Origin of the sequence: Lancefieldella sp. Marseille-Q7238, assembly GCF_949152215.1 — a bacterium.
Lineage (GTDB): Bacteria > Actinomycetota > Coriobacteriia > Coriobacteriales > Atopobiaceae > Lancefieldella.
In genome coordinates, this window is sequence record NZ_OX424407.1 from 492,291 (window position 1) to 516,428 (window position 24,138).

Genomic DNA, 24,138 nt, shown 5'->3' on the forward strand with positions numbered 1-24,138 from the left:
AGGCTTATAACTTTAGCCGAATATCCTGTCATGAGCACGCTCGTGCGGCAAGTTCCACGCGGTTCGCAAGAAGACACGCCGCTTGGCCTTGGTTGAGTCCGCGCGCCGCTTCATGCATCAGCTCGCGTTTTTGCGCGTCTTCCACAAGTTCTAAAAGAGGTGACGATAAGGACGCCGTTGCTACCTGATCGTCCGGTACCAAAACGGCGGCTCCCGCATCCGAAAGCAAATGCGCGTTGGTAGTTTGATGATCAGCCGTAGCCAAGGGGAACGGCACAAGCACACTTGGAACGGCTCGCGCTGCAATCTCCGCCACAGAAGACGCTCCTGAACGAGAAACGACAAGGTCAGCCGCAGCAAGCGCTTCTCCCATATTAGAAATATAGGGCCTTACATCCCACCGGCACGCCTCCTCATCAGAAAGCTTCAGCGCCGCGGACACCTCATCAAAGAGCTCAGCTCCGCATGATTGCAATATGCGCAGATGAGGGTGGCTTAACAGCTGATCTTTGAGGGCGACCACCGCGTTGTTCAGGCTGCGCGCCCCCAGGCTGCCGCCAAACACAAGCAGGAAAACCTCATCTTCAGCAATACCAAGAGCCTGGCGCGCTTTCGAGCGGTCGGCAAAAAGCACCGAGCGCCTCACGGGATTTCCGGTTACCACGATGCAGTCAGGATCTGCGACATGGTTTTCAAATGCGGCTCTTGCCTGCGGAAATGCAATGCATACGCAGGAGGCGTCTTTTGCTGATACGCGATTGGCAAGACCCGTCACAGAGTTCTGTTCATGCAGCACATAAGGAACCTTGTGCGCGGCGCAAAAACGCATGAGCGGCAGTTCCACATAGGCGCCGAAACCCACAGCTACGTCAGGGGCACCCTCTTGGGCAAAAAGCCGGCTGAGTCGCCGTTTCGCGCGCTCCATTTGAACGCCCGCCGATACGAGCGTCCAGGGCTTTCGGCGATTAAAACCGGAAACATGAATGGGCACCAGCTCAAAGCCGTTCTCAGGCACAAGTCTGCCCTCAAGCTTATCGCTCTGACCAAAAAAACGTACCTGGTGCCCGCGGTCCCTCAGCTCTTCCGCCAACGCGAGAGCCGGGTTGATGTGGCCTGCCGTGCCGCCGGCAGCAATTGCTATGGTAAGAAGCTTTTTCGTGTCAGTCACGGGAATTCCTTCCGTTGTTTCGATTGCGCTTTTTATCCGAGGAGGAGCGCAGGCGCTCACGAGCGCTTGGCCCCAAATCGATGCGATGGCGAGAAGTGCGCAGTGACTCTTTCGCGCCGCCCTCAACCATCGTGAATGACGCGGACGGAGAAGACGGCCGTACCGTTCCGATACCGGCGCTATATCCTGCGCCGTAATCGTCACCGTAGGCTTCTTCAAAAGAGTCGTCAATCCTCTCTCCTGCAATCTGCCAGGAGCGACGGCGAGAATCATGCTCTGTCTCGGGAAGACTTGACCGAAGCGAAATGGACATAAGCACGCCCACCGTCATTAAGCTAGACAAAAGCGTCGATCCGCCATAGGAGATGAAAGGAAGCGGCTTGCCGGTAAGAGGCAGCGCGCCCACAACACCGCCAACATTCAAAAGTGCCTGAAAAATAAACATTGACGTGAAGCCCGCCGCAACAAGGCGGCCGGTCAGATCAGGAGCATATCGAGCAATCTGATATCCCGCCCAAGCAACGAGCGCGAAGACGGCAAACAGACAGAGAATACCGATAAATCCCGTTTCCTCACCGATAACTGCGAAAATGAAGTCGTTATGAGCCATAGGAAGATAGGAATATTTCTGGCGGGAAAAGCCAATGCCCACGCCAAAAAGGCCGCCGGTTCCAAAGGCGTATTGTGCCTGAGCCAGCTGATAGCCCGTATTGTGGTAGTCGGCCCACGGATTGAGTCCAATCAAAAACCGCGCGCGTGAGTATTCGTCACGCGTGGCGAGAAACAGCAGGATTGCCGCGCCCACAATCGCGGTGAGCACCACAAAGCGCATGTCAAAACCGGCGAGAAAAGCCATGATGATGATGGCGGAAACGATGATGAGCGTTGTCCCCTTATCCGGCTGAAGCAAGATGAGTAGAAGCGGAATGCCGACAACAACGGCGCAGGTAATGAAAAAGCGCCGCTGGTCAAGGACGCCATCAACCAGGTACTGCTGAATCAAAAACGCAACCATCATAATGATGGTGATCTTTGCGAATTCGGACGGCTGGATAGTAAAGCCGCCTATGGAAATCCAGCGCGTAGCGCCCAGAGCGTCAGCGCCGGCAAAAGGCAGCAGCACCACACCAAGCATGGTCAGGGTAATAAGAAAAAGAATACGCCACCCCATGCAGATACGCCGATAATCAACGACTGCGATAAACACAGCGATACCAGTACCAACCAGCGCGATAATTGCCTGCTTCTTAACGTAATAAAAGGGACTGTTACCCATATCAGGATTGGTCATCGCCGTTACCGACGATGCTGAATAAATCATAAGCATGCCAAACAGCACCAGAAGTACCGTGGCAACCACTAAGATAATGCGCGGCTTCATAAACCGTTCAGGCACGCCAAACAGAGTGCGCTCCTTGCGACGGCTCTTCGTCATGAGAGAACACCCTCTCGTTCTGCAAGATCGTATACATACTGTTTGAAAACACGGCCTCTCTCGGCCATGCCGGAAAACTCGTCAAATGAAGAACATGCCGGGGAGAGAAGTACAACATCTCCTGGCGCGGCCGCTTTGACAGCGGCGTCAAAAGCGTCTTTCATATGAGGCGCTTCAATGATATCAAGACGCGAGGCGCTCTTTTCCTTTTCAGTCGCAAGCGCCGCGGCAAGGCGCTTGCCCGCTGCTCCGTAGCAAAGCGCTGTTTTGCAGACGCGGTTGACAGCGGTGGCAAGCTGCGTCAAATCCGTACCTTTATCATGGCCACCTAAAAGAAGCACCACTCCCCGTCCGGAAAACGATGTGAGCGATTTTTCAACAGCGTCGGTATTGGTAGCCTTCGAATCGTTCACATAGAGCACGCCGCTAACCTCTTTAACCGGCTCAATACGGTGTTCAAGCGGAGCAAAATCAAGCAGCGCATGACGGATGGAAACCGGATCAACACCAACCTCCAGCGCCAGTGCGGAAGCCGCAAGCGCGTTGAGCGCGTTATGAATTCCATGAATCTTCAGGTCATCTTTTCGCACCAACTCCGTTTCGCGCCCATTGCGGCGTATCACCAAAACCCCTTCGCGCACAAACGCCGCGCACGAAGTCTTTGGATCTTGGGTGCTTACGTGACAGACGCGCAGGCCGCGCTCATCCAGACGCTTTCCGCAGGCGCGACAATACGCGTCCAGGTCGGAGATGACCGCCAGATCGCACGGATCAAGGTTCTCAAAGATGCGTTCTTTTGCCGCCGCATACGCCTCAAGCGAACCGTGCCATTCAAGATGGTCGGGAGTGATATTTAAGAGCGCTGCTGCGCGGGGGTGCAGGCGCTTGATGGTCGCCAGCTGAAAACTTGAAAGCTCAGCGACAAACCACTCACTGTCTTGACGGCCGGCAAGCTCATCGGTAATAGTGCAGCCGATATTTCCTACAGCAACGGCGTCTTCGTCAGCGGTTTGCAGGATGCGCGTAGTAAGAGCGGTCGTAGTTGTCTTACCGTTCGTTCCTGTAATGGCAATCCACTTGTTGGGACTTTCACGATACGCAAACTCAGGCTCGCCGATAATCTCTTTTGAGCACGACGCGGCGGACAAGAACAGCTTTGAGGAATCAGGGATGCCCGGGGAGGCGATGCAGATATCAAATGCGCCGTCCACATCGTCGGTACCGATGATGACACGCACGCCAAGCGCTTCAAGTTCAGCGGTCTTCTCGCCCGCGTGAGCATCGGATCCGCCGAAAAGCGTGACAGACTTCACCCGAGAGGCGTCGAGGCCAGCAAGATATGAACAGACGGACAGCGCCGTCTTGCCCAGACCAAGAACGCAGACGTCACCAAGTTTTTCAGGTACGTGCACCGACATGAGGTATGCCTCCTAGGCAGACATCTTATCCGAGTTGAAAATAGAGGGCGAAGCCAAGCGCAGCGAAGGCTCCGGAAATGATCCAGAAGCGGATAACTACCTTCGTCTCATTCCAGCCGAGCTTCTCAAAATGGTGGTGCAGGGGCGCCATCAAAAACACGCGCTTGCCTGTGAGCTTGAAACTGACCACCTGGATAATGACTGAAAGCGCTTCAATGATAAAGAGCCCACCCATCACCAAAGAGACCACTTCGGTCTTTGTGAGCACGGCCAAGGCCGCAAGAGCCGCTCCCCAGGCAAGAGAGCCGGTGTCGCCCATAAAAATTGAAGCGGGATAGCTGTTAAACCAGAGAAAACCGATGCAGGCGCCGGCGATAGCGGCGGCAAAGACAGCTAGATTGACCTCACCGTACCGAAAGGCCACGGCCGCCATGACCAGCATAACCACCATGACGCACCCGCCCGCGAGGCCATCAAGGCCATCAGTCAGATTGACAGCGTTAGACAAACCGGCCATCAGTAAAAAGACAAAGAAGAGATACAGCCACGGCACGTTCACTGTCGTGTTTCCAAACACAAACGTTGACGTCAAGACGCCTAAATTGATGCTGAACCCGCCCGGAAACGCAATTACGGGCGCGATGCCCAAGACGTTGACGGACAGCAGGCAAAACACTACCGAAATGGTAATCAGACCCAGCATTTTCTGAGAAGGTGTCAGGCCCAGCGAGCGGCGATGCGCCACCGATTCAATGTCGTCAAGAAGACCCAGCGAGCCGGTCAGCAGCATAGCAGCCATCGCGAGAATAAGATCGGTACTCCAGGTAGAGCACAGGACGCAGGTGGCTACGGTCGCAAGCAGCATGACCACGCCGCCCATCGTAGGAGTTCCCTGCTTTTTCAGATGCTGCTGCGGACCGTCCGCACGTATCTGCTGCCCTACGCCCTCCTTGCGCATCATCCGTATGAAGAGCGGCATCCCTACAAGCGTGATAGCCGCTGAAATACCGAAGGCGAGAAATACCTGATAGGTTGGATAGGCCGGATTACCGATCATTCGCAACCACTCCTTTGACAAACGCATCAAGTCCGGCAGAACGAGACGCCTTAACCAGCACGACATCTCCGGCCTCTACTACAGGTGCAAATATCTTAGACAAATCTTCGACAGTATCAAATGTCTCAATGGCGTCTTCCGAAAGACCCATCACGCGCGCCGCCTCAGCCATCTCGCGCGCAGGACCCGTGCCGACAAAAACCGCCATATCGATGGGTTTCGCGGCGACATAAGCGCCCACATACGCGTGGAGGCGCTTCTCGTCAGCGCCAAGCTCTCCAATCTCGCCAAGAATAGCAATGCGCCGTCCCTTGGCCGGCATGTGACACAACACGTCAAGCGCCGCCGCGACAGAGTTCGGACTGGCGTTGTACGAGTCGTCAATAATGCGCGCACCGTTAGCGGCGGTAAGCACCGAAAGGCGCATGCTGACGGCAGGCATAGACGCAATGGCGTCAAGAGCGGCATCGCGGTCAAGCCCCAAGAGCGTGATTGTTTCCAGGGCCATTAAGGCATCGTCCACCACGGCGCGACCCGGCACCGAAAGCGTTACCGTCTTTTTCCAGCCATCACAGGCTACAAAGGTTGCGGTAGGAAGACTCTCCTCATTGACGGATATGTCTTCAGCTCTCAAAACGTCTTCAGCTCGCGTTCCCACGCACACCGTGGAGACACCCGCAGGACGCGCGAACTGCTCGCTGATAAATGAAGTAAAATCGCCCGCGCTTCCCAGAATGAGCGTAGGTTGAATGCTTCCGTGAGCCTCCATGCCTTCCACAATCTCAGCCTTGGCGCGCGCGATATTCTCGCGGCTGCCGAGAAAACCGATGTGGCTGGTACCAACATTCGTAATGACAGCAAGAGCCGGACGACAGCAGCGCGTAAGGCGCGAAATCTCGCCTTTGTGGTTCATGCCGCATTCGCAGACCAGCACCTCCGTGTCCTCGGGAGCCGAAAGTACGGTCATCGGAAGGCCAATGAGATTGTTGTGATTGCCTGAAGTCGCATGCACGCGCTTGGCCGTCGCGATGCCTGTTTTCAGCATGTCTTTGGTAGTGGTCTTGCCGACAGAACCGGTCACGGCAACCACCGTCCAGCTCGGATGCAGGCGCCGCCACTCCCCCGCAAGGCACAAGAGAAACTCTTCGCAATCATCGTCAACCGCGCGAAGTACACTTGCTCCCATCGCACGGGCGTGGTCGAGTGTGGCCGCCGCGGGCTCAGCGCTGACGCATACGATTGCGGCTCCTGCGTCAAGCGCTGCGTCAACATAGGAGTTTCCGTCGACCTTCTCGCCAGCAAACGCGACAAAAAGCGAGTCCTTGTCAACGCGGCGGGAATCAATCTCCGCCTCGCCGGCAAGCGGGCGCGTTCCCTCTACAAGAAGCGCGGCTTGTGTAGCCTTGGCTACGTCCCGCGCAGACATGCGAATCATATGACCTCCCACTTACTGTGTCGCAGGCGGAATGCCCAGCTGCGTGACAGTCGCTTTCATGAATGTTGAAAACGTTACCGCAGCCGACTGGGACGCCAGCTGGGACGTATCGTTAAGACCAACATATACCAAGACGTCAGGATCTTGCGCATTGGCGAAGCCGCAAAGCGAAGAGACGTAGTGGCCAGAGTTGTCATAGGCGCTCGTCTTTTTGTCCACCTGCTGACCGGTTCCCGTCTTACCGGCGACGTCATACCCCTGCACCTGCGCACGGACGCCGGTCCCCTCCCGGATGACTGTGCGGAGCATGTCCTTCTCGCCGTCGCACGTTGCCTCACTCAAGACGCCCTCTTTGACCGGCCAGTCAATATCCTTGCCGCCTATGGAGGTAGCAAAGTGGGGCGTTACCAGATTTCCACCGTTGGCGACGGCCGCGTAGACACGCGTGACCTGAATGAGCGGGATGGCAAGCCCCTGCCCAAACGACATGTTGCCGCCCGTATACGACTCATATTTGTCAATCGGTTTCACAATGCCATCCGCTTCTCCGGGAAAATCAATGCCGGTCGCGTGGCCGATGCCGAGGTTCTCAACGCCTTGAGCAAAGCGTTCATCACCGATGATTTGAGTCTCAAGGGTTGCCATGCCAACATTGGAAGAACGGCGCATCATTTCGGTGACCGTCATGTCCATGGCGCTGCCGCGCCAGTCATCGTCTTCAACGGTATGGCCACCCACGTCGATGGTAAGCGGAACAGTAAAGGTGGAATTGGGCCCAAAGAGGTTGTTTTGCATGCCAATAGCCGTGGTTACAACCTTAAAGACCGAACCGGGCTCGTAGGAATTGGACACCAGCTTAAACGTCAGTGAATCAGGTTCAAGCTCAGTTTTGCCCGAGAAGTCCGGTAGCGGATACGAACATGCCGCGTAAATTTCGCCGTTTTTGGGGTTCATGGCGAGAAGAGAGCCGCCGTCTTTGGCTTCATTGTCCTTGACTGCCTGCGTGAGCTGTTTTTCCGCTTCCTGCTGCAAGGCGATGTCAAGCGACAGTACAATATCCTTGCCGTTTTGTGCTTCAGTTACCTGAGAAGATCCCCCGGCGATAGGCGTGCCACCAAGACCCGCCTCCATAATCATCTCGCCATCTTTGCCGGAAAGCTCTTTGTCGTAATAGTATTCGAGACCAGATATCCCCTTGCCCTCGCTGCCGACATAGCCCAGGATTTGGACACCAACGTTTCCATACGGATACACACGCTTGGTGTTGTCAACGTAGTACACGCCGGCAAGCTTCTTTTCCTCAAGCGCGGCTTTGACCTTCGCCGCCGCGTCTTTGTCCGCCTGACGCTTAACGTAGGCGAAGGTAGTATCTTGCTTGAGAGCGTCAAGATAGTCGCCCGGTTTTCCGCCGAGGTTGTCCGCAAGCACCTGCGCTACGCCGGAGGGGTCTTTAATCTCCTTCGGATTGCAATAGATATCTTTGCAGTCAACGCTCATAGCAAGGACGTTGCCGTTTCTGTCATAGATGGTGCCGCGCTTGGCGTGAAGCGTTATAACGTTCGTTCGATTCTCTTCAGCGCCTTTTGCAAGGCTTTTTTGATTGATGACCTGGTAGAAGAAGAGAAATCCCAAAATAACGACGGCGATAAAACCCATGATGGCAAAAAGCACGGTAAAGCGGCGCCCAAAAAGAGTATCGTCGCTTGCCGCGTTGCCGACAACGCCCGCGCGGGTGCGATAACGCACACGAGAGGCCTCGTCATACGAGGCCTCCGGAGCATTCCTCCGCCTGCGGCGGTTGTTATTTCTCGTCGTAGTACTCACAGCATATAGTTTACGCCTGCGGAGAGCCGTTGAGGTTCAGGACCGCACGGTTCTCAGAAAGTTTCATGCCATAGTTCTGCGTCGCGATTTTCTCGATTCGAGTATTGCTGGAGAGAAGGGAGCGAGAGATGCGAAGGTTGTCGTTTTCCGTTGTCATCTGACGCATCGTCACACGCGTCTCATTGTTCGCTTGGAGTTTTGAGACGGTCATTGTGGAGATTGCCACACGTCCCACGCCCACAGCGAAAACAAGTGCAAACGCGAGAACCGCCATCACAACGGCAGAGACAAATTGAGAGGACACGCCACGGCGCGCATGGGCATCAAGGCCACCGCCGGTAACCACTTCAAATGAGGGACGAGCAGATGTCTGACGGCGCTCGTAGGCCCTCTCTTCTGCGGTCATGTCAATCGCCTCTGATGCATAGCGTGCCATGTTGTTCAATCCTCTCGTGGGCTTTCACCCGGTGCGCAGGCTTCCCTGCTCTTCTTTCATATGTTCGCGTCGCGTTTTACCGCTACGCGCATGAGCGCGCTTCGCGCCCGTGGGTTTTTCGCAATCTCTTCCGGCGTGGCCGTCAGAGGTTTTTTGGTCTTCACATCGACTATCGACACTTGTCCGCACACGCAGACCGGAAGGTCAGGCGGACAGATACAACCCTGGCTGAGCTCGGAAAAAACATGCTTGACAATGCGATCTTCAAGCGAGTGATACGAAATCACGCAGATTCTGCCCTTGGGATTTGCCCATGCAATCGCAGAACGAAGACCGCGCTCAAGCACGTCAAGTTCATGATTGACCTCGATACGCAGCGCCTGAAAGGTCTTACGGGCGGGATGTCCGCCATGACGACGGGCCGCCGCGGGAATTCCTTCCTTGATAACCTCCACAAGTTGCAAGGTCGTCTCGATAGGAGCCTTCTTGCGCGCTTCCACAATGCTGCGCGCGATGCGCGGCGCAAACTTCTCGTCGCCAAAAACGCGAAGGATACGGGTGAGGTCGGCTTCGGTATAGGTGTTGATGACCTCTTGCGCGGTTGGAGTGTGTTTCCCCGGATCCATTCTCATATCCAACGGGGCGTCTTCGCGGTACGAAAAGCCCCTTTCTGGGATATCAAGCTGCGGTGACGACACGCCGATGTCAAAAAGGAAGCAGTCCACGCCGGGAACTTCCGCCTTGACGAGAAGTTCGTCAAGGTCCCCGAAGTTGCCCTTGAGCGGCAGAAACTCCGCGTCAGGAACTTCGCGCGCCATGCGGGCGGCTGCGGCCTCGTGCGCCATAGCATCCTGATCAATGCCAATGGAAAGGCCGTCGGGCACGATACGCTTTGCAAGTTCAATGGTGTGCCCAGCTCCGCCCAGCGTGCAGTCGCATACGATTTCGCCCGGCTTGGGATTAAGTTCTCGAAGCACTTCGGCGAGCATCACAGGTTGGTGCCGATATTCAACTGTCAAGTTGCTACGTTCCACGTTCTTCTCGCCTTTGCCCTACGAGCCGAAGATGAGATTCTCAAGAGCGTCGACACCGCTATCGGCATTGAAGTAGTCGTCCCACTTCTCGGTGTCCCAAATCTCAATGTGGTCACCGTTGCCAACGATAGTGACGTCGCGCTTGAGATCAAGATCCCCGCGGGCAGTCGGATCGGATTCGTCGATCTTGCCCAGAGCCACGCGGCCGGCCGAGTCGATATCGACCGTCGTCGCACGGGCATTGAGAGACCGCAAAGCCTTATCCACCTGACGGGGATCCTTACCTTCCATAGGAATGGACGCAACAAACGCCTCGTAGGCTTCAGGCGCGTAGCCGTGAAGCGCGTCCTTGCGGCGAATGAGAACGACAGAATCGCCCAGCTCTTTGCGCTGAGTTGCCGGAAGCGTGACACGAATCTTGGAGTCCAATGAGCGCTGATACTGACCAGTGAGCATGTCCTCCTCCTTTCGTATCGTCTCGAAGCCTTGAGCTTCAACGTCTTGGGTCCTTTGGGCCGCAAGACCGATGCCGGATCGTGTAGTCGCGTCTGCCGAGTGTGCCGCGCGTAGTGTGTTTAGGGTGTATGTGCGCGGCGGTCGTCGGCATAACGCTCATTCGCCATTCGAACGTGAGATAAATATAGCTCAATTCAACACTTTTAAACACTAGAAAACACTTTGCCCCACAAAATATTTTCTCCACTTTTAGCTGGGAGGATGTCGCTTGTATGAAATTTCGTCCTGTAACCACAATATCTAGTAGAAAACCCTGCTTCTCCATACAAGAAGCAGGGTTACCAGTACAAATGTACTATTTTTTAGAAATGTGTTTAGATTATGTGGGAATCACACACAACGCCTCCGCTATAGCGGCTTACGCTCCTCAGCGCTCAGGCTCTCGTCATACAAATGGCACGCACACACATGGCCCGATTTTGGTTCCAACAGCTCGGGCCTCCGCTTTGAGCAGACCTTCATAGCCTTGGGACAGCGCGTATGGAATACGCATCCCGAGGGCGGATCGGCCGGACTAGGAACATCTCCTTGCAGAATCTTTTTGTCCTGGATATGCTCATGACGAATGCGCGGAATGACGTCGAGAAGAGCCTGGGTATACGGGTGCAGCGGATCTTCGAACAGCTCTGACTTAGACGCAAACTCCATCTCATGGCCCAGATACATCACCATAACGGTATCGGCAATGTGGCGAACCACGGAAAGGTCGTGGCTGATGAAGATATACGACAGCCCGTGTTCGCACTGAAGCTGCTCAAGCAAGTTGATTACTTTTGCCTGCACAGAAACGTCTAAGGCTGATACGGGCTCATCACATACGACAATCTCAGGCTCAAGCACAATAGCGCGGGCGATACCAATACGCTGACGCTGGCCACCGGAGAACTCGTGCGGATAGCGGTACTTGAAGGCAAGGTCAAGTCCCACTTCCTGCATAACCTCTTCAATGCGGGCGTTACGCTCGGCGCGGGTCGGATATGCTTGTGCAATATCTATCGGCTCGCCGATGATATCCATGACCGTCATGCGAGGGTTCAAGGAGCTGTACGGGTCCTGAAAAATGAGTTTCATCTTCTGCCGGGCGTCTTTCAGCGCGGAACCCTTGAGGCTGGTAAAGTCCACTCCATCAAGCATCACTTTGCCTGAGGTAGGCTCAGTCAAACGAAGCACGCACTTGCCGGTTGTAGACTTGCCGCAGCCGGACTCCCCGACAATAGCAAGCGTCTCGCCCCGGTGCAGCTCAAACGAAACGTCCTCAACGGCGTGAATAACAGCGCTCGAACGGCTGAACACACCCGACTTGATAGGATAGTGTTTGACCAGATGTGCAACGCTCAGCACCACATCGGCTGAATCATTGTTTTTTTGCAAGCTGTCGGCCATTATTCACCCCACTCCTTACGATACTTCCAACATGAGACGGTGTGACACTCGTTTCCCTCAACCGGCTCCGACTGCGGACGCTTCTCGCGGCAGATATCTTTCGCAAACGGACAGCGCGGATGAAACGGACAACCCGTCGGCATCGCGGAAAGCATCGGCACGTTACCGGGAATGGCGTACAGTTCCTCAGAGCGCTCATCAAACGACGGAATGGACGCGATAAGACCCTGGGCGTAGGGATGTAAGGGATTCGTAAAGAGCTCCGCCGCCTGCGCATATTCAACACGGTGGCCCGCATACATAACAAGGACCCAGTCGGCCATCTCGGATACGACACCCATGTCATGCGTGATGAGCATAATCGCCGTACCCATCTCAGATTTCATGCGGTCAATAATCTGCAGGATTTGAGCTTGTACGGTCACGTCGAGCGCAGTCGTAGGCTCATCGCAAATCAGAAGCGATGGCTGGCACGCCAGAGCCATGGCAATCATGACGCGCTGCCGCATACCGCCGGACAACTCATGCGGATAGCTGCCAAAGACCTTCTCGGGCGCGGGAATACCCACAAGCCTAATCATGTCGAGCGCGCGGGCTCCCGCCTCCTTCTTTCCCATTTTGGGATTGTGTACCAAGATACCCTCGCGGATCTGATCTCCCGCTTTCATAACAGGATTAAGCGAGGTCATGGGCTCCTGAAAAATCATGCCAATGCGGTTCCCGCGGAAAGGTCGCATGCCGTCACGCGAAAGCCCAGCTAGGTCAATGCCTTCAAAAACGATACTGCCGCCCGTGATCTTTGCCGGCGGCTGAGGCAGAAGTCCCATCACCGAAAGCGCAGTCATCGATTTGCCGCAGCCCGACTCACCCACCACAGCCAGCGTTTCACCGCGACGCATACTGAACGAAAGGTCGTCAACGGCGGGCAGCATTCCATCTTCGGTAAACAGCGTAACGTCCAAGTGACTGACGTCGAGAAGAACGTCTCTGTTGCGCTGTTCTTCTCGCTGCTCACGCGCTGTCTTTTTGGCAAGTTCACGCTCTTTAAGGCTGCAAAAGTCAGCGATTTTGGTAGTGTTTTCCATGGTGTCCCTCCCCTACGAGCGCATCTTCGGGTCAAGCGCGTCGCGCAGGGCATCGCCGAGCAGGTTGAACGCCATAACAGTAATGATAATGGCAATACCCGGGATAATACTGTACGTTGGGTTGCTTTGGATGTAGGGCTGTGAGGCCGAAATCATCTGCCCCCAACTTGCCGTCGGCGGCTGCACGCCAAGACCCAAAAACGAAAGGGAGGCCTCAGACAGAATGGCGCTTGGGATGCCGAGCGTCGAAACCACAATCAGCGTCGACACGCAGTTAGGAAGCAGGTGGCGCAAAATAATGCGCAGGTCGTTGCCACCGGATAAAACGCATGACTGAATGTACTCGGAATTTTTGAGCCGCATGACATCGCCACGAATCAGCCGCGCTGTAGTTGTCCACATCAAGAGGCCAAGCGCCACATAAAGGTTAATGAGACCTGGTCCCATCACAAACATGATGAGAATGGCAAACAGCAAGAACGGGAAGCTAGAGAAGACCTGAATAACAAAGGAGATAACCGCATCAACGCGGCCGCCGTAATAGCCGGCCACAACACCGGCGGTAAACCCAATCAACAGGGCTATCAGCTGCGAAACAACGCCTACGGAAAGCGAAATCTGGCAACCGTAAATGACGCGCGACAAAATGTCACGGCCAAACTCATCGGTGCCAAAGGGGTGCGCCGCACCTGGAGCCGCCAGCATATTGGAGAGCTCCTGCGTCTTGAAGTCATAGGGCGCAAGCACCGGCGCGAGAAGCGCCACCAGCACCAAAATACCCACGATACCGAGGCAGAACACGCCCAAACGATTGCGCTTGAAAATGTTCCAACTTACCGCCCAATAGCTGGTTGCCCGAGTCTTGCCGGTGCGGACGGTTTCGGCTTGCTGAGCCTGCATGGCGTCGGCGGCAATGCGCTCCGCTTTTTGGACGCTCTTGCTGTTATTGTCTCCGGTAAATATCGCCATTACTCCGACGCCTCCCCTCCGAGCCGAATACGCGGGTCGACAACTGCGTACAGGATATCCACCACAAGATAGATTGCCACGCAGATGACCGCGATGTACATGACGCTTCCTTCAATGAGCGGCAGGTCACGCGCGTTAATTGCATCAAGTAGAAGCTTACCCATGCCGGGCATGGCAAAAATGGACTCAATCAGAATTGATCCCGTAAGAATGTCTCCCAGCTGCGTTCCCGCGATGGTAATGATGGGAATCAAGGCGTTGCGCAAACCGTGCTTGATAATGATTGACCAGCGGGAAAGACCTTTTGCCTCAGCGGTTCGTATGTAATCTTGGTTGAGTACGTCCAACATGCTCGTGCGCGTAACGCGAGCAATGCTTGCAGCATAGCGGGTACCCAGCGCGATAATCGGCAGTACATACGCGGCAGACGTCTTGACGCCAGACAGCGGAAACCATTTCAGATTCAGCGCGAACACAATCTGAAGCACGATAGCCACCCAAAACACCGGAGCCGAGATGCCAAAGACCGCCAGTGACATAAGCGTACGGTCCAGCCATTTTCCATGATTGACAGCAGCGATAATGCCCATCAGCAGACCAAACACCACCGCAAACACATAGGCAAAAGCCGCCAGCTGTAGCGTTACCGTAAGCGCCTTGCTCATAAGCGCGATGACGGATTTTTTCTGCATGTACGATGTGCCAAAATCGCCGTGCAGGATATTGCCAAACCAGTGCGCGTATTGCTCCGGCACGGGCCTATCGAGCCCCATGGTATGACGTACCTGCTGGACGGTTTGCTCGTCAGCCATATCACCCATCATGACGCGGACCGGATCTCCCGGAACCACATTCAAAATGAAAAAGGTCAGCGCGGAGATGCAGATAACAACTCCCACCGCCTGAAAGATTCGTTTGATGAGAAACGATCTCACCAGTGCTCCTCTCCTGGCCTTAAAGCGGACGGCGCGCGCGAAAAGCGGACGCCGCCGCCGGCTCAAACATAGGATATCGATTAGTCTTCAGGTACTTTGTATTCAGCGTCAGACGTATCGATATCAAGGTCGAAGAAGTGGTAAATCAGGTTTCCTACTTTAGCACCCTTGACGTAGCTCTTTGCCACAAAAGAGTTCTTTGGCCAAAACAGCGGAAGAGTCGCATACTCGGTGCGGGTCAGCAAATTATCCGCGGCCTTATAATCCTCCGCGCGTTTATCCTTGTCCGTTTCCTTGCGAGCATCCTCCAGATACTTGTCAAAGTCAGCGTTGTTATAAAACGATGATTTCTTTACCGCATTCTTGCTGGAGAAATAGGTATCCAGATGCTGAGAGCCATCGGCAAAGAGCGCGTACCAGCCCAGCGTCGTTATCTGAAGATTGCCGTTCGCCCAATCCTGGTTCCACACGGCGTTATCTTCTACCTGCACGTCAAGCGTCACGCCTGCCTTTTGCCAGTAGTCTTGCACGGCAATGAGGAGTTTCTCGCTTGATTTTCGAACCTTGCCGGTCAGTTTGAGGTCGGAAACTCCCGCCTCAGCGAGAAGGGCCTTAGCCTTGTCAACATCATAGGCAAAGACCGGCGCATTCACATCGAAACCGGGAATTTGCTGCGGCAGCCATCCGGAACAGGCAATGCCATTGCCATTGGCGAAGGTGTCCACGAGCTCCTGACGGTTAATCGCATATGAAAGGGCCTGGCGAACCCTTACGTCAGTAAGGCCGTTGTCCTCCTTGAGATTCAGATTGATAAAATTCACGCCAAGCGTTGGATAGCTGGTGATCTGGTCTTTGAGATCCGCGTCACCGGAGTATTGCTTAAAGAGGGCCGCCGGCAAATCACACCAGTCGAGGTCACCGTTTTTGTACGCCAACAGCTTTGTGTTGTCATCGTCATAATACGTAATGCGAATTTCATCAAGTGCAGGCGCACCATCATGATAGTCATCGAACCGTGTGAGCTTGACGGCCGTAGTGTCATCGTTTTCAGCAAGCCGATACTTGCCGGTACCGATAAGATTTGTACCGGTGCCCCAGTTCTTGCCGGCCGCCTCACAAGCCGCTTCCGGATAAATGCAAGCATACGAGATGCCAAGCACACTGATAAAAGCCATATTTGGCGCAGTAAGCGTAAAGGTAAGATGCGTATCGTCTTTGATACTCAGACCTTCAAGCTCTGTAGCGGTTCCCGCGAGCATCTCCTGAGCGCCTTTGATACCAGAAAAGAAACTGGTGGAAAGCGCTCCTGTTTCGGGCCTGAACATACGCTCAAAGGTGTATTTGACATCCGTTGCCTTAAGTTCAGTACCGTCGTGAAACTTCACGCCGCTTTTGAGCTCAACGTTTAGTGTAATGCCATCGGGCTCAAAGGAAGGAACCGTCTTCGCAAGGCAGGGCACGAGTTCGTTTTCCTCGGTCCAGCGCAAGAGACCCTCACAGATAGAATCGGCCACGGCTGCTGATTGTGAGTTGTTCGCACGCTGCATATCCAGCCCCTGCTTGGAGTTGGTGGAACCAAAGCGCAGAATCTTCTTTTTATCACTGCCGCCGCTCTTCTCGCCTTCACCACCGCCGCATGCAGCAAGCATCATAGATGCGCCACCACCTGCTGCTGTCATAGCGGATGCCTTCAAGAAATCACGACGGCTTACAGAATTGTCCAGCATTGCGCACCTCTTTCATAATCGACGTTGATAGGCTACCCTGCTGGGGGCCTGACTACTATACAAAAGCGCGCAGATTTCGTTTGCGAAAGCGAGCCGTGCGAAATAACCCGGTAACAAACTATGAAATTGAAGGGTCTCTTAAAAACCACTATGCTTGACTAGATTTTGATATATCAACGCCAATGCAAGGAGAATCTATGGAACGCCCTAGCGCATGGAAGTCTTACTCACCAGAACAGCTTGACGAGCTGCACTACTTCAGTGAAGGATACAAGGCGTTCATCTCCGACAACAAAACCGAACGCGAGTGCGCCGCAGCGGCTATCCATCTTGCCGAAGAGGCTGGCTACATTCGCCTTTCTGATGCCATAGCAGCCGACCAAAAACTCAAACCCGGCGATAAGGTCTACGCCGACATTCGCGGTAAATCCGTCATCTTTATACAACTAGGGACACAGCCGCTTCAGAGCGGCCTCAATATTCTCGGAGCTCATATTGATTCGCCACGACTCGACGTCAAGCAAAATCCTCTGGAGGAGCGCAGCGAAATCGCAACGCTCGACACGCATTACTACGGCGGCGTAAAGAAATATCAGTGGGTTACCATTCCCTTGGCCATTCACGGTGTCGTTGCTCTGAAAGACGGTTCAACCATCACTGTCACGGTTGGCGAAGACGACGAAGACCCTGTTTTTTGCATCTCTGACCTGCTTATCCATCTAAGCCGTGAGCAACTGGGCAAGAAGGCTTCCAACGTTATCGAAGGAGAAATGCTCGATTTGATTGTCGGCAACCGCCCTCTTGTTCTTGACGAGAAGAGCCGTGAAACTGACGGCGGCGGTGCTGGCGCAGGTGCCCATAACGCCTCTACTGACAGCGCGTGCAAAGCCGATAGACCCTCTGCACAAGAGGCTGTTAAAGCCTCTATACTCTCACTGCTCAAAGACACCTACGGCATTGAGGAAGAAGATTTCCTTTCGGCCGAACTTGAAATCGTTCCCGCAGGCGCCGCGCGCGACATGGGCTTTGACCGCTCAATGATTCTAGGTTATGGCCATGACGATCGCTCCTGCGCTTATCCGTCGCTCATCGCTCAACTTGACTCGGGAACAACCGAGCGCGCTGCCGTTACCGTGCTTGCCGACAAAGAAGAAATCGGATCGCGCGGCGCAACGGGTATGACCAGCCGTTTCTTTGAAAATACGATTGCTGAGGTCCTAGAGCTCGCAGGCGAAGGCGGCAGCCTGGCACTCCGGAGATGCCTCGAAAACTCCCGCATGCTTTCAAGCGATGTATCCGCCGCATTCGATCCTAATTTCCCAAACAGCTTTGAAGCAAAGAACTCGGCGTTTATGGGTCACGGCCTTGCATTCAACAAGTACACAGGCAGCGGCGGCAAGGGCAACTCAAACGATGCAGATGCCGAATATATCGCGCTGATTCGCCAAATCATGGACGGAGCCGGCATTGCGTGGCAGACTGCTGAGCTGGGTCGCGTTGACGCAGGCGGCGGCGGAACCATCGCCTATATGCTTGCCCGCTACGGCATGCAGGTCATTGACTGCGGTGTTCCGGTACTTTCCATGCACGCTCCTTGGGAAATCGCAAGCAAGGCGGATCTCTACGAAGCCTATCGAGGATATGTAGCGTTTTTGCGCCGCTCTGTGTAGGCTTCAAGACAGACGCGCGTGTGTGACTTTATCATATAACTCCTTATGAAAAGCCCTTGCAGCATCTTTGTTAGAAAACGCATGAAGCGGAACAATAAGCGCCTCATCGCCTCGTTGGAATATGAACATGTCAGGATATGAACTGAAACAAGTGAATTCACCATAGGGAACTAGGTGTCGTTTCTTCCTTTCTGCTGTTTTCTCTGTAACGAGAAGTCCATTGTCCTGAATGGTATATATGACCGGATACACCGCTTGAACAACCGGCGTATCCTTTTGCGCTTTACAAATTGTTTGGTACATGATGTAAGACCATAAAGACTTTGCGACCACCATGATCCACATGACGCAAATCAGTAATACCGATAGGACAATCCAGGTATTTTTAGATGCATTGAAGAAAAAGAGAAGGCTTACCAACAGACACGGCGGGGCAATGTAAAAGAAAAGCCGTATGCCACGTACACTCTTCTCACTTTCAGCTCTATGAGCCAGAAAGTGAAGATATTCATCAGATGTAAGCAGCACCTCAACCGAGGTGCTGCTTTTTGGAGCAAATACTGTCACAGAAACTCTTTTCCAACTTCCAACAACTTATACAGCAAGAATGGTAGTAAAGTAACCGATGATAGCTATGGCAAGAAACAGGAGCATCGTCTTGCCTGCTGACCAACTCTTTTTCACCATAAGCCAATAGGTAAAGAACGCAAAGAGAAGTACTGGCAAGCCCGGCAAAATGGAATTGAAGATAGCGGCAAGATTTACTTGCAAATCGCCACTGGTATACACAAGACCAATGTTGAACTTAGCATAGAGCGCCGTAATGGCGCCAACCACAATGAGTCCCACTGTTTCTGCGGCACGTGTCACGATATCCTTGACTCCGCCCGAAAGCACCAACTCAGCCGCATTTGCGCCAGCCTTAACGCCGTAGGAAAAGAGGAACCAGGTCAGAGGAATCATTATGGCTAAAAAGGTCACGATATAGAAGAGAGGACCGATAACCTCGCCATGCTGACACATGCCAAGCGCAATGCTCAGCAGAATCGGAATGAGCGTACCGGGAAGCAGCGAATCGCCGATTCCGGCAAACGGTCCCATAAGCGCCGTTTTGATAGCATTTATAAACTCAGCAGAAACTTCATCATTACCTTCAGCCTTGGACTTTTCCATGCCAAGCACAATACCCGGAACGATAGCACCTAAAAACGGTTCGGTATTAAAGAAGACTTCGTGGCGCTCCAACATCTCCTTTTGCGCTTCTTTGTCCCCGGGGTACAGGTCATCTCCTACATCGGCAAGCATCTTGATGATGGCTGGTCCTTCCATCCTTTCAAAGTTCTGAACTGAAAGATTGAAAAACATCCAGTCCATATATGCGCGCCTGATAGCAGCTTTACTCAATTTACCCTGAGTTTCAGTGATTTTCTCGTCAATCATGTTATCAGCCATGTTTATTCACCATCCTTAACAGCCTGCGCCGCTGCGTTTCCCTTGTATTCAAGATAAGCAACGCCAAGAGCGAGAATAACAATCGGCACCATGCCAAGCTGTAACACTGACACAAGTACAAAACCGATTGCAAAGAAGATAAGATCGAGATCTTTTTTGCAAATCATACGCATCAACAGCATGAATCCCACGAGTGGTAACATGTTGGCAAAGATCTGGAGGATAGCAGTGACTTGCTCAGGCATCATACCTACAAGCTGAGCAATAAGATCGGCACCAAAATAGTTAATGAGGAAAATTGGGAAGAAACGCAGAACAAAGTTGGTAACCTGTCCAACAACAGGAATCATCGCAGCTCCCTTGAGATCTCCTGCCTCGATGAGAGCGTCTTGCCGATGAACAAAGAAAAGGTTAATAGCACAAAGACCATATACTGCAAGAACACCAAGAGAACTCAGAGGCACCGCTAGGGCAAGGGCATATTCCTTTCCGGCGCCTGCAACCATTGCAAGCGGAATGCCAATCCATGCGGCAAAGTTGACATCAGCCGGCATCGTACCACCGGGAGTAACAAGGCCAATATAGAGCATCTGAATAGCTGCACCCATGATAATACCTGTGGGGATATCGCCCAAAATTGCACCGATAATGAAGCCTGATACCAACGGGCGACCAATGGTGTACCAGCCTCCTAGCCCACCGATAAGCACCGGCGAATAGATGGAGCCCATCCATCCAAAAAGAGCAAGGAGTAGCGCCTGAATGATACTCATAACGATCCTTTCTCCTACATCCGCTAAAAGCGGTCTTTAACATCGTTCCACTCAACCACTGGCTGAGAAGGAATCTGCTGGAAATAAACGTGCGCGCCCTTTGCAACCACATCCTTGATGGCCTGTGCTTCATCAGGAAGCAGGTGCGCAGCCGGATGCACCTCAGTTGTACCCTTCCGCTTGGAGACAGGTCCCACATTAAGTTCAAGCGGAAGCTCGGGGACTTTCTCCAATAAGTCGCGATAGGTAACGGGGGTCTTCATAAGCACGAGCGTCGGAACATCATTAGCAAGAGCTGCCTCGATCTTTGGTACAGCTTCGTCGACGGTATACACGCCCGCCTTCATGTTGGCGGGGACCGCTGTTTTGAAAACCGCCTTCAATATCGAATTGCTGGCAGTAAGATTATCAACCACAATAATGTCTTGAATGTGATTGATCTTAACAACCACCGTCATAGTCTGCCCATGAATCAGTCGGTCATCGCATCGAACAAGCGTAATCATGCAAACTCCTTCTCTTAGGCGTCAGCCTTTTCCTAATACACATCCTGAGTTGACAGAATGTCGTAATACAACGCGCTTTGACGCAGCTGACTCACCATTAAAAAAACGTTATCAATATCGGAAACCGCCATTGACACAAGACTGGGATATGTCTTCTTACCTGTCGAACCCTGTAGCGAAGAAATAAAATTCTTAATCACTTTAAAGATTTCCTGCTGCTCATCCCTATACAAAAGATATACTGCGCAGATATTAAAAAGCGTAGCGAGAAGAGCTAGAGACTGCGAAAGACGCTCGATTACCTTTGCCTGAGTCTCTCCAGTCCCGAATACCTGGCTGGTTATATCAGTCTGAATCCCATCTTTAAAAGCAACGGGTTCACCGTCTTGCGTAATGGTTAGTAAAATTCTTGATCCAAAGCTAACCACAGCATGATTAAGAGGAGCCTGGTCATCTTGAGTTGCAGCCGTCGCATTGGTACGTATCATTTGCTCAATTCCTGCATTGCCTTCTTCCTCAATAACGGGCACGTCCAAGTAGGATGAAATGAGTTTGACAAGCTGAGCTTTATCAAAAGATATTGCAGGAGGTTCGCCAAAAGATTTATCACAACTGTTTTCTGAAGAGTTATCGAACGTATCTCCAAAAAGGATACCGAAAGCACGAAGTGGGGCTAAAGAACGCCCTGCACTTGAAACCCTCAGCTGCTTCAGGGTTGCAGTGGAAACTGACATTGCATCGAAAACTTCAAGCTCAAAGGTTGTTTTAGAAAGCTGATTGAGCCCCATATCAAACTCAAAAAGCGTTGCCTTGTCTGAGTTGATTGAAAGAACTCCTAGACTCCCAAAACTTGCATTGATAACAAGTGGTATGCGGCTTCTTCCGACCGTCCGTATGTGGTTAGTATCCTCTGCAATAACACCGCGTGTCATAAGCGCAGCTATAACCCGCGTCACGGTACTCGGCGAAAGTCCTGTTTTCTCAGCAAGCTCAATGCGGGACAGAGAGCCATTATCCAGAATGGTTTGAACAACAATACGCCGATTGTTGATGGCAACATCTTTTGTACTTTGTTGCTTCACCCTCATATCTCCTGCGTATACTCAAAAACCTATAGATATACTGAGCTCCTTGCTCATTAGAGCGCATCCCTTAATTTCACTCTGAAAATTAGCATTTAAAAGGAAGATTTTTAATGATTTTTTACAAGCACTACGGTAAACGGTAGGTCTAGTACTTGTAAGCGGTATCTTACTTTATGTCTATGCATATCCCATGCACATCCGGTCTCTGTTTTTCAGTACCACATAAACCTATCGCTGTCCAAACCGCTACAATAGACAACATTGGCATGAAAGATTGCTCCTTTAGCTATATTCACGCTCAGGAGCTTATGATTGGAGTTTACATGTGCGGTATCGTTGGCTTTACTGGTCACCAGCGCGCAAAGAACATTCTCATCCAGGGTCTTGAGCGCCTGGAATATCGCGGCTATGATTCCGCCGGCATCGCACTTCAAAACGCTTCCGACAAAGAACTCACCGTAGTACACCGTGTCGGAAAAGTCGCGGGACTTGCCGAAGCGGTCAAGTATCTCGATAATGAAAGCCCCTGTGGCATCGGACATACTCGTTGGGCAACGCACGGCGCTCCAAGCGAGCGTAATGCTCATCCACATACCTCTTGTGACAATACAATCGCTGTCGTACACAATGGCATTATCGAAAATTTCGCCGAGCTCCGCGAGCAACTTGAATCACGCGGACACAAATTCCGCAGCGACACGGATACCGAAGTCGTAGCCCATCTTGTGGAGGAAGCTTACAACGGCAACCTTCGCAACGCCGTCGCCAAGGCATGCTCACAGATTGTAGGCACCTACGGCCTCGCCGTTATATGCTCCCAAGAGCCCGGACGCATCGTGGTTACCCGCAAAGATTCCCCTATCGTCCTTGCTCATGGTGAGAAGGGCAGCTATGTTGCATCCGACATCATTGCGGTCATTGAAGCCTCCCGAGACGTTGCTGTCCTTGGCGACAATGAGTTTGCCATTATGGAGCCTGACGGCATCAGCTATACCGACGCTGAAGGCAATCCCGTTCAACCTAAAATTATGCATGTTGATTGGGACGTTGATGTTGCCGAGAAGGGCGGCTACCCCGACTTTATGCTCAAGGAAATCCATGAGCAGCCGCGCGTCATTCGCGACACGCTTGCGGGACGCCTGACTAACGGCGTGCTTTCCATTGACGAGCTGGGCATGACCCTGGAGCAACTTCGTTTAATCGACCGCGTCTACATCATTGCTTGCGGCACCAGCTACCACGCCGGTCTTATTGCCCGCCAACTTATCGAGGGTTGGGCGCGCATACCTGTTGAAGTTGAAGCCGCAAGCGAGTTTCGCTATCGCAATCCTATTATCACTCCGTCAACGCTGGTAGTTGCTGTATCTCAGTCCGGTGAGACCGCTGATACCCTGGCTGCCATCCGCGATGCTCGCATCAAGGGCGCCAAGGTCTTTGGTATCACCAACGTCATTGGAAGTCCCGTGGCCCGTGAGTCTGACGGTGTTATCTACACCAAGGCCAACAAGGAAATTGCCGTCGCTTCCACCAAATCATTTTTGGGGCAGATTGTCAGCCTGACACTTCTTGCCATGGTTCTTGCGCAGGCAAAAGGAAAGCTCTCAATTGCTCAGATACGCTTGCTCTTTAAAGAACTTGCCGATATCGCCGAGCAAGTTGAAGAAGTCCTCAGTGACACGAAGGCTATCGACGTCGCGGCGCAGGCCTGCAAAGACGCCAATGACGCTCTGTTCATTGGCCGCGGTATGGGCGCCGCTATCTGCTATGAGGGAGCTCTCAAGCTCAAAGAGATCAGCTACCTGCATGCCGAGGCATACGCTGCCGGAGAAATGAAGCACGGCCCTATTGCGCTTCTATCTGAAGGCTATCCTGTCATTGCTGTAGCAACAAATTCTCCGGTTTATGACAAGATGATCTCCAATATCCAGGAATCCCGAGCACGCGGCGCCATGATTATTGCCATTGCAACCGAGGGTGATCAGGAAATCAAGAAGCATGCTGACTATATCATCTACGTGCCAAAAGTCAGAGACGCATTCTCACCGATCATTGCCTCGGTACCTCTTCAGCTGTTTGCGCGCTCTGTGGCTCTTGCCCGTGGCTGTGACGTCGATAAGCCGAGAAACCTTGCGAAGTCAGTAACGGTTGAATAACACGCGAAGCAAAACGAGACGAAAACTCTTTCAAAAGCCTAACAAATTACGATAAAACGACCCCGAACACCATGTAG

General features: G+C 52.9%; 21 protein-coding genes. 2 read left to right on the forward strand and 19 right to left on the reverse strand.

The genetic code is table 11. The features are described 5' to 3' along the window. Positions 1-28: 28 nt before the first annotated feature. The 14 genes from murG to QM016_RS02310 form a co-directional block, all read right to left on the reverse strand. Entirely contained in the window at positions 29-1,168 is a 1,140-nt protein-coding gene (murG, locus tag QM016_RS02245; protein ID WP_016476754.1) for an undecaprenyldiphospho-muramoylpentapeptide beta-N-acetylglucosaminyltransferase, read from the reverse strand. Continuing rightward, positions 1,161-2,603 (reverse strand): putative peptidoglycan glycosyltransferase FtsW, encoded by a 1,443-nt coding sequence (locus QM016_RS02250; RefSeq protein ID WP_282710033.1) that lies wholly within the window; start codon positions 2,601-2,603, stop codon positions 1,161-1,163. The genes murG and QM016_RS02250 overlap by 8 nt, the downstream gene beginning before the upstream one ends. Further along, a complete protein-coding gene (gene murD / locus QM016_RS02255) occupies positions 2,600-4,021 on the reverse strand; it encodes a UDP-N-acetylmuramoyl-L-alanine--D-glutamate ligase (RefSeq protein ID WP_282710034.1) in 1,422 nt (473 codons plus the stop codon). The genes QM016_RS02250 and murD overlap by 4 nt, the downstream gene beginning before the upstream one ends. 25 nt (positions 4,022-4,046) lie before the next feature. Further along, complete coding sequence (mraY, locus tag QM016_RS02260) at positions 4,047-5,078, reverse strand: phospho-N-acetylmuramoyl-pentapeptide-transferase (protein WP_016476751.1); 1,032 nt, start codon at positions 5,076-5,078, stop codon at positions 4,047-4,049. Next, entirely contained in the window at positions 5,068-6,513 is a 1,446-nt protein-coding gene (murF, locus tag QM016_RS02265) for a UDP-N-acetylmuramoyl-tripeptide--D-alanyl-D-alanine ligase (RefSeq protein WP_282710035.1), read from the reverse strand. The genes mraY and murF overlap by 11 nt, the downstream gene beginning before the upstream one ends. Before the next feature lie 12 nt (positions 6,514-6,525). Further along, positions 6,526-8,337 carry a penicillin-binding protein 2 gene (locus QM016_RS02270; protein WP_282710036.1) on the reverse strand — a complete coding sequence of 604 codons (1,812 nt, stop codon included), beginning with the start codon at positions 8,335-8,337 and terminating at the stop codon, positions 6,526-6,528. A gap of 10 nt (positions 8,338-8,347) precedes the next feature. Then, entirely contained in the window at positions 8,348-8,773 is a 426-nt protein-coding gene (locus QM016_RS02275) for a cell division protein FtsL (protein WP_016476748.1), read from the reverse strand. 56 nt (positions 8,774-8,829) lie between these two features. Further along, on the reverse strand, positions 8,830-9,807 hold the full coding sequence (gene rsmH, locus QM016_RS02280) for a 16S rRNA (cytosine(1402)-N(4))-methyltransferase RsmH (protein WP_016476747.1): 978 nt from the start codon (positions 9,805-9,807) through the stop codon (positions 8,830-8,832). Positions 9,808-9,825: 18 nt separating this feature from the next. Then, a complete protein-coding gene (locus tag QM016_RS02285; RefSeq protein ID WP_016476746.1) occupies positions 9,826-10,263 on the reverse strand; it encodes a protein MraZ in 438 nt (145 codons plus the stop codon). 408 nt (positions 10,264-10,671) lie between these two features. Next, positions 10,672-11,706, reverse strand: coding sequence for a dipeptide ABC transporter ATP-binding protein (locus QM016_RS02290; RefSeq protein WP_016476745.1), 1,035 nt, complete (start codon positions 11,704-11,706; stop codon positions 10,672-10,674). Beyond that, on the reverse strand, positions 11,706-12,791 hold the full coding sequence (locus tag QM016_RS02295) for an ABC transporter ATP-binding protein (RefSeq protein WP_016476744.1): 1,086 nt from the start codon (positions 12,789-12,791) through the stop codon (positions 11,706-11,708). Before QM016_RS02295 ends, QM016_RS02290 begins: the two co-directional genes overlap by 1 nt. Positions 12,792-12,803: 12 nt before the next feature. Further along, entirely contained in the window at positions 12,804-13,760 is a 957-nt protein-coding gene (locus tag QM016_RS02300) for an ABC transporter permease (RefSeq protein WP_016476743.1), read from the reverse strand. Further along, positions 13,760-14,695, reverse strand: a complete 936-nt coding sequence (locus QM016_RS02305; RefSeq protein WP_282710037.1) for an ABC transporter permease — start codon at positions 14,693-14,695, stop codon at positions 13,760-13,762. Before QM016_RS02305 ends, QM016_RS02300 begins: the two co-directional genes overlap by 1 nt. An 80-nt stretch (positions 14,696-14,775) precedes the next feature. Further along, positions 14,776-16,422, reverse strand: a complete 1,647-nt coding sequence (locus QM016_RS02310; RefSeq protein ID WP_282710038.1) for an ABC transporter substrate-binding protein — start codon at positions 16,420-16,422, stop codon at positions 14,776-14,778. Positions 16,423-16,619: 197 nt separating this feature from the next. Here QM016_RS02310 and QM016_RS02315 point away from each other — a divergent pair, with 197 nt between their 5' ends. Next, entirely contained in the window at positions 16,620-18,092 is a 1,473-nt protein-coding gene (locus QM016_RS02315) for an aminopeptidase (protein WP_282710039.1), read from the forward strand. A 3-nt stretch (positions 18,093-18,095) separates the two neighbouring features. Here QM016_RS02315 and QM016_RS02320 read toward each other — a convergent pair whose 3' ends face one another. The 5 genes from QM016_RS02320 to QM016_RS02340 are packed head-to-tail and all read right to left on the reverse strand — an operon-like array spanning position 18,096 to position 21,905. Further along, positions 18,096-18,659: a hypothetical protein gene (locus QM016_RS02320; RefSeq protein WP_016476739.1), complete on the reverse strand. Its 564-nt coding sequence runs from the start codon at positions 18,657-18,659 to the stop codon at positions 18,096-18,098. Between the two features lie 27 nt (positions 18,660-18,686). Then, positions 18,687-19,544, reverse strand: coding sequence for a PTS system mannose/fructose/sorbose family transporter subunit IID (locus tag QM016_RS02325; protein ID WP_282710040.1), 858 nt, complete (start codon positions 19,542-19,544; stop codon positions 18,687-18,689). 2 nt (positions 19,545-19,546) lie between these two features. Next, positions 19,547-20,317 carry a PTS sugar transporter subunit IIC gene (locus QM016_RS02330; protein ID WP_016476737.1) on the reverse strand — a complete coding sequence of 257 codons (771 nt, stop codon included), beginning with the start codon at positions 20,315-20,317 and terminating at the stop codon, positions 19,547-19,549. Between the two features lie 23 nt (positions 20,318-20,340). Beyond that, positions 20,341-20,823: a PTS sugar transporter subunit IIB gene (locus QM016_RS02335; RefSeq protein WP_016476736.1), complete on the reverse strand. Its 483-nt coding sequence runs from the start codon at positions 20,821-20,823 to the stop codon at positions 20,341-20,343. 32 nt (positions 20,824-20,855) lie between these two features. Continuing rightward, the gene (locus QM016_RS02340; protein WP_282710041.1) at positions 20,856-21,905 is read right to left on the reverse strand and encodes a winged helix-turn-helix domain-containing protein; all 1,050 of its coding nucleotides are present in this window, start codon (positions 21,903-21,905) and stop codon (positions 20,856-20,858) included. 326 nt (positions 21,906-22,231) lie between these two features. Here QM016_RS02340 and glmS point away from each other — a divergent pair, with 326 nt between their 5' ends. Then, the gene (glmS, locus tag QM016_RS02345) at positions 22,232-24,061 is read left to right on the forward strand and encodes a glutamine--fructose-6-phosphate transaminase (isomerizing) (RefSeq protein ID WP_282710219.1); all 1,830 of its coding nucleotides are present in this window, start codon (positions 22,232-22,234) and stop codon (positions 24,059-24,061) included. The last annotated feature ends 77 nt before the right edge of the window (positions 24,062-24,138 follow it).